The sequence below is a fragment of the Gordonia sp. NPDC058843 genome (assembly GCF_042743165.1).
GTDB lineage: Bacteria > Actinomycetota > Actinomycetes > Mycobacteriales > Mycobacteriaceae > Gordonia.
In genome coordinates, this window is the sequence record NZ_JBHYNC010000033.1 from 42,940 (window position 1) to 52,104 (window position 9,165).

General features: G+C 67.4%; 8 protein-coding genes. 7 read left to right on the forward strand and 1 reads right to left on the reverse strand.

The window, feature by feature from the left end; genetic code table 11:
• Nucleotides 1-198: 198 nt before the first annotated feature.
• Genes ACFW3F_RS19120 through ACFW3F_RS19135 form a run of 4 tightly spaced genes read left to right on the forward strand, consistent with a single transcriptional unit; the run spans nucleotide 199 to nucleotide 5,460 of the window.
• Nucleotides 199-1,881, forward strand: a complete 1,683-nt coding sequence (locus tag ACFW3F_RS19120) for an ABC transporter substrate-binding protein (RefSeq protein WP_388060145.1) — start codon at nucleotides 199-201, stop codon at nucleotides 1,879-1,881.
• Nucleotides 1,878-2,873, forward strand: a complete 996-nt coding sequence (locus ACFW3F_RS19125) for an ABC transporter permease (RefSeq protein WP_388060147.1) — start codon at nucleotides 1,878-1,880, stop codon at nucleotides 2,871-2,873. Before ACFW3F_RS19120 ends, ACFW3F_RS19125 begins: the two co-directional genes overlap by 4 nt.
• A complete protein-coding gene (locus tag ACFW3F_RS19130; RefSeq protein WP_388060149.1) occupies nucleotides 2,870-3,781 on the forward strand; it encodes an ABC transporter permease in 912 nt (303 codons plus the stop codon). The genes ACFW3F_RS19125 and ACFW3F_RS19130 overlap by 4 nt, the downstream gene beginning before the upstream one ends.
• The gene (locus ACFW3F_RS19135; RefSeq protein WP_388060150.1) at nucleotides 3,778-5,460 is read left to right on the forward strand and encodes a dipeptide ABC transporter ATP-binding protein; all 1,683 of its coding nucleotides are present in this window, start codon (nucleotides 3,778-3,780) and stop codon (nucleotides 5,458-5,460) included. Before ACFW3F_RS19130 ends, ACFW3F_RS19135 begins: the two co-directional genes overlap by 4 nt.
• A gap of 33 nt (nucleotides 5,461-5,493) precedes the next feature.
• Here ACFW3F_RS19135 and ACFW3F_RS19140 read toward each other — a convergent pair whose 3' ends face one another.
• Nucleotides 5,494-6,978, reverse strand: coding sequence for a DHA2 family efflux MFS transporter permease subunit (locus ACFW3F_RS19140; protein ID WP_388060155.1), 1,485 nt, complete (start codon nucleotides 6,976-6,978; stop codon nucleotides 5,494-5,496).
• A 77-nt stretch (nucleotides 6,979-7,055) separates the two neighbouring features.
• Between ACFW3F_RS19140 and ACFW3F_RS19145 the strand changes: the two genes are divergently transcribed.
• From ACFW3F_RS19145 to ACFW3F_RS19155, 3 genes are all read left to right on the forward strand, one after another.
• Entirely contained in the window at nucleotides 7,056-7,304 is a 249-nt protein-coding gene (locus ACFW3F_RS19145; RefSeq protein WP_388060157.1) for a hypothetical protein, read from the forward strand.
• Nucleotides 7,304-8,137 (forward strand): SDR family NAD(P)-dependent oxidoreductase, encoded by an 834-nt coding sequence (locus ACFW3F_RS19150; RefSeq protein ID WP_388060159.1) that lies wholly within the window; start codon nucleotides 7,304-7,306, stop codon nucleotides 8,135-8,137. The genes ACFW3F_RS19145 and ACFW3F_RS19150 overlap by 1 nt, the downstream gene beginning before the upstream one ends.
• Before the next feature lie 87 nt (nucleotides 8,138-8,224).
• On the forward strand, nucleotides 8,225-8,944 hold the full coding sequence (locus ACFW3F_RS19155; protein WP_388060161.1) for a type 1 glutamine amidotransferase domain-containing protein: 720 nt from the start codon (nucleotides 8,225-8,227) through the stop codon (nucleotides 8,942-8,944).
• Nucleotides 8,945-9,165 lie beyond the last annotated feature (221 nt).

Here is a 9,165-nt window from a genome sequence, read left to right on the forward strand (position 1 = left end):
GACTCAGCGCGACGTTACGGACGAGGACGCGGACGCGACGACTTCGGATCAGGGTGGCCTCAAGTGGTGCCCGAGACCATCCGGTGCCCCTAGGTTGTGGTGATTCGCGTCCCGACGGTGGGCTCGCGCTGGCGCGTGGCCACGTCGACGGACGTCCGGAGATTCTGCCGTGATCTGTGCTGCCCGAGGAGTAATTCTGTGCTGCGACGAAGTCCTGTCCTGCGACGACCGCGGCGATCCCGCCTGCTGCCCGCGGCCGGAATCGCTCTGACCTGTGCGGCGTTGCTCGCGGGATGCGCCCAACCGCGCACCGGTGACGGTGAGTCGACGGGGGTTCCCGCCACTCCGGGTCAATACGTGTCCGGCGGGACCATCTCCTACGGCCATGAGCAGGAACCGCCGTGCGTCCACGGCGGGTGGGTCCAGAACGCCTATCTGGCACGGCAATATCTCGACAACCTGGTGTCGTTGGATGGCTCGGGCAAAGTGGTGCCCTGGCTGGCCACCCGCTGGGAGGTCTCACCCGACGGCCGCTCGTACACCTTCCATCTCAAGCCCGGCGTCGAGTTCAGTGACGGCACACCGCTCGACGCGGAGGCGGTCCGCGCCACTTTCGCGTCGTACCTGAACCCGGACAAACCCAACGGCACGGTGGTGTCCTACATCGGCAAGTACTTCGAGTCCGACGAGGTCGTCGGGCCGCTCACGTACCGAATGAACCTGACGTCGCCGTACACCCCGCTGCTCACCGTGCTGACGCAGGGCTACTTCGGAATCCAGTCACCGACCGCGCTCGCGCGCGGGCCGAAAGCCAACTGCACGAGCCCGGTCGGTTCCGGCCCGTTCATCATCGAGCGCTGGGATCGCAACCGCAGCATCACCTTTGTCCGTAACCCGAACTACACGTCGCCGCCGGCGAACGCGAAGAACCAGGGTCCGGCCCACGTGGACAAGCTGATCTGGAAGTTCCTGAAGGATCCGGTGCTGCGCTACGGCTCGCTGCGCAGCGACTCCTCCGACGTCATCTACAACGTGCCGGCCATCAACTGGGCGGACGCGACCAGCCGCTACCAGGTGAGTCGATACGTGACCCCGGGACGGCCGAACGCCATCACCCTCAATGTCGATCACGCTCCGTTCGACGACGTCCGGGTTCGCCAGGCGTTCGCCTACTCGGCTGACCGCCGCAAAGCGGTCGAGACGGCCTTCCTCGGCGTGGTCCCCTACAACGCCAACGGAGCGCTCAGTCAAAGCACCCCGGACTACGACCCGGAAGCCGGTAACTACCAGCATGATCCGGCGGCAGCGGCGGCCCTGCTCGACGAGGCCGGATGGACCGGACGCGACGACGATGGCATCCGCACCAAGGACGGACGACGCCTGACCGCTCGGGTCGTATACGCCGCGGACGCGATCGTCGGGCCCGAGGGTGCGGCGATCCTGCAGGCGGTGGCCCGGCAGGCACGCGATGTGGGCTTCGACATCGAGCTCGTCCCGGCGACGCAGAGTGCGTACTTCGGCGGCCAGTACGCCAAGGCCCCCACCTACGACGCCTACGTCGGCTATTGGACCAGTCCCACCCCGGGTCTGCTGTACATCAACTGGCGGCAGCGTCTTCCGGACAGCCCGAACCCGCACAACACCGCGTACTACAACGACCCGCATCTGCAGAGCCTCATCGAACAGGGCAACTCGGCATCGGACCCGTCGCAGGCCAAGGTGTTCTACCGCGATGCCCAGCGCCTGATCGGCGACAAGGCCCTGTCGATCGGGTTGTACACACAGACAACGTCTCTGGCGGTGTCCCCACGCCTGCACGGGGTGTGGGTGGAGAAGTCCCAAGGCGAGCCGGTGTTCGCGGATGCGAGGTTTGTGCGATGACCCTGGTCGATGATCCGGCCGTGACCACGGCCGGCCGGCAGGTCCGACCACCGCGTGGCCTGACCCGCTGGGCGGGCAAGATCGGCTCCGCCGTGTTCGTCCTGTGGGCTGCGGCCTCCATTACCTTCCTGCTCCAGGTGCTCGCACCCGGGGACCGCGCGACCCTGTTGCTCAACCTCTCGTCGGGTGAGAGCCGGGAACGTACCCCGGACGAACTCGCTCCGGTCAACGAGGAGTATGGCTTTCTCGATTCGGTGTGGTCGCAGTATCTGGACTACCTCGGTGGCCTCCTGCACGGTGACCTCGGCGTCTCGTACCAGCTCCAGCAGCCGGTGACCGAGATCATCGCCGACCAGATCGGGCCGACCCTCGTCCTCACTCTCACCGCGCTTGTCGTCGCGTGGTCCTTCGTGCTCGTGCTGACCACCCTCACGGCGGGCCGCCGCGGACCCTGGGGCGCAGCCGGCTCCCTGATCGAGACGGTCAGTGCCGGCCTCCCGCAGTACTGGGTGGGTTCGATCCTGCTGGTCGTGTTCGCGATCAACCTCGGCTGGTTCCCCGTCGAGAGCGGAACCGGCCTGTGGGGACTCGTCCTGCCGGTGCTCACGCTGGCCATCCCGTTGTCCGGTTTTCTCGGTCAGATCGCCCGGGACGAGTTCGCCCGCGCGCTGGACCAGCCCTTCGTCCTCACCGCACGCAGTCGCGGACTCGGCGATCTGTCGGTCCGGTATCGACATGTGCTGCGGCACTCCGTTCTTCCCGCCGTCACGGTCTCCGGCTGGGCCATGGGTGCGCTCCTGTCCGGCGCGGTGATCGCCGAAACCGTCTTCGCGCGCGCGGGTATCGGGCAGACATTGGTCGCGGCGGCCAGTTCACGTGACGTTCCGCTTGTCAGCGGGATCGTTCTGTTCGTCGCCTTCGTCTACACGATCGCCAATCTCGCAGTGGACTTCCTCTACACCGTCATCGACCCCAGGATCGAGGTCCCATGACCCTCACCAATCCGGTGCGGCCCGCTCTGACGAACGCGTTGTCCGCGGTGCGCAGGTCCACCACCGGCACTCCACCCGAGCACCACGACCACGCACGTCGGTCGTGGCCGCCCCTGACGGTCATCGGTGCGCTCGTAGTTCTCGCACTGCTGCTCCTGGCTGCGGTGGCACCCGGCCTGCTGGCACCCTATGATCCGCTGGCCGTCGACCTGGACGCCACACTCCAACCCCCCAGTTGGGCACATCCGTTCGGAACCGATCTGTCGGGCCGAGATCTGTTGAGTCGGATCATCGCCGGCACCCGGCAGTCGCTGATCATCGGGCTCGGCGCCGTCGTACTCGCGTCGGTCCTGGCGGTGTTGCTCGGCATCGCCGCAGGTCTGTCGGGCCGGATCGCCCAGGCACTCGCCAACCGGTGGATCGAGGTGATGTTCGCCTTCCCCACCGTGCTTCTCGGCCTGCTTCTGACGTCGGTGTTCGGGCCGGGCCAATGGACCCTCATCCTCGCGATCGGCATCGGGATCGCGCCCGGATACGCCCGCATCGTCCGCGGCCAGGTGCTGGCCGTCCGGAATGCGCCGTACATCGAGGCGGCGACCGCCCTGGGTCACACTCGCAGTCGAATCCTTCTGCAGCACCTTGCACCCAACGCCCTCCGCCCGATGATCGTGACCGTCACCCTCGGTGTCGGGCAGGCCATCATCTGGGCCTCGGGACTGGCCTACCTCGGACTCGGGGTGCCGCCGCCCGCGCCGGAGTGGGGTGCCCTTCTCGATGCGGGACGTACGTTCATCACCGTCGCCTGGTGGCTCGAGATCTTCCCCGGTCTCGTGATCGTGGCGGTGGCACTGGCATTCACGACCGTGGGCCGATACCTCGGCGCACGCCTGGAAGGAGACCGTCGATGACTGTCGTCACCCGAGAGGCAGCGACCTCCGCCCCGATACACCGGACCGACACACCGTTGGCCGAGGTGCGCGACCTACGCGTCTCGTTCGCCGGGCGCGAGGTCGTGAAGGGCGTGTCGTTCAAGGTCGAGGCCGGCCAGTGCCTGGCGATCGTCGGCGAATCCGGTTCCGGCAAGTCCGTCACCGCGCGCACCCTCATCGGACTCACCGGGCCCGGTGCCGAGATCAGCTCCACCACAACCACCTTCGATGGCCGTGATCTGCGCGGACTGGACGATCGCGAGTGGCGCACGATCCGAGGTCGCGAGATAGGTTTCGTCCTTCAGGACGCCCTGGTGTCGCTCGATCAACTGCGCACCGTGGGCACCGAGATCGCCGAATCGCTGACCGCGCACCGCGCCGGCGGCCGGCGGACCCCTAGGCGGCTCGGACGTGCCCTTCACGAGGAACGTGTCGTCGAACTGCTCGATCTCGTCGGGGTTCCCGAGCCCCGGGTACGCGCGCGCCAGCGTCCACACGAACTGTCCGGCGGACTCCGCCAGCGCGCCCTCATCGCTTCGGCCATCGCCCAGGATCCCAAGCTCCTCATCGCCGACGAGCCGACGACGGCGCTCGACGCCACCGTCCAGGCGCAGATCCTGGATGTGCTCGCCGAGGCGAAGACGCGTGGCAACGGCATCATCCTGATCTCGCACGACCTTGCCGTGGTGTCGCGACTGGCCGACCGGGTGGCCGTGATGCGCGACGGTGAGATCGTCGAGTACGGCAACGCGCGCGAGGTGCTGTCCGACCCGCAGCACGAATACACCAGAGGTCTCATCGATGCGATCCCGTCCCGCGCGTCCAAGGGCACGCTGCTCGTCAGTGGCGAGCAGCTCGACGCCCCGGCACCACTGACATCGGAACAGCCACTCGCCCTGCGGGTTCGCGACCTACACAAGGCGTTCCGCGGCAAAGCGATCACCGCCAGACCGGCCGTGGCCGGGGTGAGCTTCGACCTGCCGGCCGGCCGTACCCTCGGCATCGTCGGTGAATCGGGGTCGGGCAAGACGACGACCGCGCGGATCATCCTGGGGCTCACCGAGCCCGATTCCGGCACGGTCGAACTGAACGGGAGGTCGTGGTCGGGACTCACCGAAGCGCAACGTCGCGAGTCGCGCCACCTGATCTCGGTCATCTACCAGGATCCACTCAGTTCCTTCGACCTACGCTGGAGCGTCGACCGCATCCTGGCCGACGCCCTCCGCTTGACCGGCGTCCGCGGTTCCGACCTCGACCATCGGATCACCGAGCTCCTCGACCAGGTCGGGTTGCCCGCGGAGTACCGGCACCGGCACCCGTCACGACTGTCGGGCGGACAACGCCAGCGCGTCGCGATCGCGCGGGCGCTCGCACCGCGACCCGCCGTCATCGTGTGCGACGAGCCGGTGTCGGCCCTTGACGTATCCATCCAGGCACGGATTCTCGACCTACTGGCCCGCCTGCAGGCCGAAACCGGCGTCGCGCTTGTGTTCATCTCCCACGATCTGGGCGTCATCCACCACGTCAGCGACGACATCGCCGTGATGCGTGCCGGCGAGGTCGTCGAATATGGCTCGGCCGACGCCGTTTTCGACGATCCGCAGCACCCTTACACCCGCGAGCTGCTGGCTGCCGTGCCGCGGATCGAGGTGGCCTGATAACCCCCGACACGGGTTGCAGCGACCACCCCTCTACCCGGCCCGCTGAGGAGCGAGCTTGCGAGCGTCTCGAAGGGTCCGCCGCGCCGGCATGACGAACACCGCCGCGAGGAGGGCGCACAGGAGAAGCCCGGCGGTGAGGAAGTAGGTGTCGGCGATCGCCGAGGCCAATGCCGGCATGGCGTCGATACGTTGGGCCGGGTTCAGCGACATCGCGCCTTCCACACCCCGACCGTCGACCATCGTGCTACGCGAGTTCATCAGTGCCGCAATCATCGACGTCACCGCGGCCGATGCCAGCGCAACGGCGAACTGGTTCGAGGTCGTGAGGATGGTCGTGCCACCGGGGGTGTCCGGACCTTCGAGGTCACGGGTGGCGGCGGTCATCGTGGGCAGCATCGTAGCTCCGACACCGATTCCCATGAGTGCGAGGATCGCGATGATGACCGGGTACGGTGTCGCGTCGTCGAGGAGCGACGCCATCAGGACCATCGCCGCGGTCGACATCAGGATCCCGCAGATCGCGACTCTCCGTGGGTCCACGGAATCGGCTATCCGCGTGGCGATCTGGAGCGTGATGCCACTCAGCAACGCGGGCACGACGAAGAGCATGCCGGCGGTGGTGGCCGAGTCGGACCGGACGGCCTGGACGTAGATGGGCAGGATCGTCATCGACCCGAAGTAGGCTCCGGCGAAGAAGATCATCACCACGACGCCGCCGCGCAGACGCGCATGTGCCAACAGTCGGAGATCGAGCACCGGATACTTCCCACGCAACGACCGGCGGATGAAGTAGCCCAGCAGGACCAGGCCGATGCCCACCGGAACCAGGATCGACGCCGTGAGGACAGATCCGGTGTCCCCGGCGCGGGACAGGCCGAGAACCAGGAACACCCCGCCCGGGGACAGGGCCGCAACCGCACGCAGGTCGATACGCGGCATCCGGCGAGCCCCGGTTCGGGGGAAGAACCGCCAGGCCAACGCCGCCGCAACGAGTCCGAGGGGAACGTTGACCGCGAAGATGACCCGCCAGCTGCCGTGGTCCACCAGTACCCCGCCCAGCACCGGACCGAGGACGGGACCGACGAGGGTGGGCAGTCCGAGGATGGCCATCATCCGACCGCGCAGTGCTTCCGGCACCGCCTGAAGCGCGATGGCCATGCCGACCGGTTGCAGCATCCCGCCGCCGAGTCCCTGGAGCGCTCGGAAGGCGATGAGGCTGCCGATGTTCCACGATGTTGCGGTGAGCAGCGAGCCGAGGACGAAGACCAGGAGGGCCGCGCAGTAGACACGTCGACCGCCGAACCGATTACTGGCGTAGGCGGACAGGGGCATCACCGCGACGAGGGCCAGCGCATAGGCCGTGGCCACCCATTGGACGCTGGACAGCGGGGCGTCGAATTCGGTTGTCAGTTGCGGGAGCGCGACGGTCACCACCGTGACGTCGAGCATCACCATCAGGGTGGGGACGACGAGGATGAGGCCGATTCGCCGGCTTGCCGGGTCGAGTGAGGTCACGATGAGAGCAGACAACCTCAAGTGAAGGTGAAGTCAAGGCCGGTGTGAAAACGCGCGTCTTCGGGCAAGGTGGAGAGATGCCGGACAACGACAAGCCCACCTGGACATCGACCGACGACGAAGTGAAGACGGATCCTGACCTGCGCGACGATCCGGACGAGCAGAACGGTCCCGACTCGGTCCTGCCGGGTTCGGGTGACACCCCGATCGGGCAGACGAAGCGGACCGAGGAGGAGAAGGCCGCCTACGACGCCGCTCCGCACACAGGTCACTCCGATCAGGGCCACGCCCTGGGCGGTTCCGAGGGCACGGCGGAGGGACAGTGATGGCCGAGCAGACCCGCACGATCGTCCTCACCGGCGCCAGCGACGGGATCGGTGCGATCGCGGCACGATCCCTGGCCGGACCCGATACCAACCTCGTCCTCGTGGGGCGCTCGCCCCGGAAACTCGCGCCGATCGCGGCGGAGACGGGTGCCACCCAGTTCACCGCCGATTTCTCCAAGCTGTCGGAGGTGCGCGATCTGGCCGCCGAGATCAACTCCGCGGTGGGGACGATCGACGTCTTGATGAACAACGCGGGCGGAACGTTCGACTCCTCGCAACGCACCGCGGACGGGCACGAGCTCAACTTCCAGATCAATCACCTCGCGCCGTTCCTGCTGACGCACCTGGTGCGGGATCGCCTGGCCGCGGCCCCGCAATCGCTCGTCCTGAACACATCCAGCGTGGGCAACCTGTTCGGGAAGGTCGACCTCGACGACCTGGACTTCGAGAAACGCCGGACACTGGCGATGCGCCCGTACGGCACGGCCAAACTGATGAACATCCTGTTCACGCGCGGGATCGCGCAGCGCTGGACCGGTGACAAGATCTATTCCGCCGCAGTGCATCCCGGCCCGGCGGCAACGAGCTTCGGCCGCGACTCGCGGTTCGTCGGGCTCGCCTACCGGTCCCCGCTGACGCGCCTGGTGACCATCACCCCCGAGCAGGGAGCCGCCCCGCTCATCGCCTTGGCCGAGCGCGGCGCCGACCCGACGGTCAACGGCGTGTACTTCGATCGCCACAAGGCCAACGGTCGGGAGAACCGTCAGGCCCACGACCAGAAATTGATCGACGGTCTGTGGCAGCGATCCGCCGAGCTCACCGGCCTGGCCTGACTGACCTGCGCCGTGGCCGATGCCGCGGTTGTTCTCTACGTTGGCGGACGGGTATCAACACCGTCTACCTGTGCACAGGAGGTTCAGATGACACGAAACATCCTTTTCATCATGACCGGCGCCGGCAGCTGGACGCTGAACGACGGCTCGAGTCACAACACCGGGTTCTGGGCCGAAGAGGCCGTCGCGCCGCTTGAGGTGTTCCGCGCGGCCGGTTACAAGGTGACGGTCGCCACCCCGAACGGCGTACAGCCTCCGGTCGACGACAACAGTCTCGCGGTCGAGAGCATCGGCACCGCCGAGCGTGCGGCCGAGATCCGTCACGTCGTCGAGACCGCACCCGAACTGAAGAAGCCGATCCCGCTCACGGAGGTCAGCGTCGCCGACTACGACGCCGTGTTCGTCCCGGGCGGACACGGACCGATGGAAGACCTGGCTGTCGACGCGGACGCCGGCGCACTCCTGATCGCTGCCGACGACGCGAAACTGCCGGTCGGGATCGTCTGTCATGGGCCGGCGATCCTGCTCGCCGCCACCAATGCCGACGGCGTCAACGCGTTCGCCGGCCGCACGGTGACCGGATTCAGCAATGCGGAGGAGGAGCAGGCCGGACTCGCCGACAAGGCACCCTGGCTCCTGCAGGACCGGCTCACCCAGGCGGGGTTCAAGGTCACCCTCGCCGAGCCGTGGACAGTGCACATCGAGACCGACGGCAACCTGCTGACCGGGCAGAACCCCGCGTCGTCGGAATCGCTGGCTCGCACACTTCTCGATCGGCTCGAGAACGTTCCGCAGGGCTCCAAGTAGCGAGCTTCCTGCTCCCAAAGGAACGGGGAGCGCAAGCGACGCTCCCTCCCGCTCCCTGATCCGAAAGAACCGCATAACCCCTGCTCCCAAAGGTGCGAGGAGCGTTAGCGACGCCCCCTCCCGCTCCCTGAGGTGCGAGGAGCGCAAGCGTCGAGCCACGAAGGGCTGGCGAGGCACCTCACCATGCCCTTCGTGGGTGGCGTGGCGCGCACCAGAGGGAG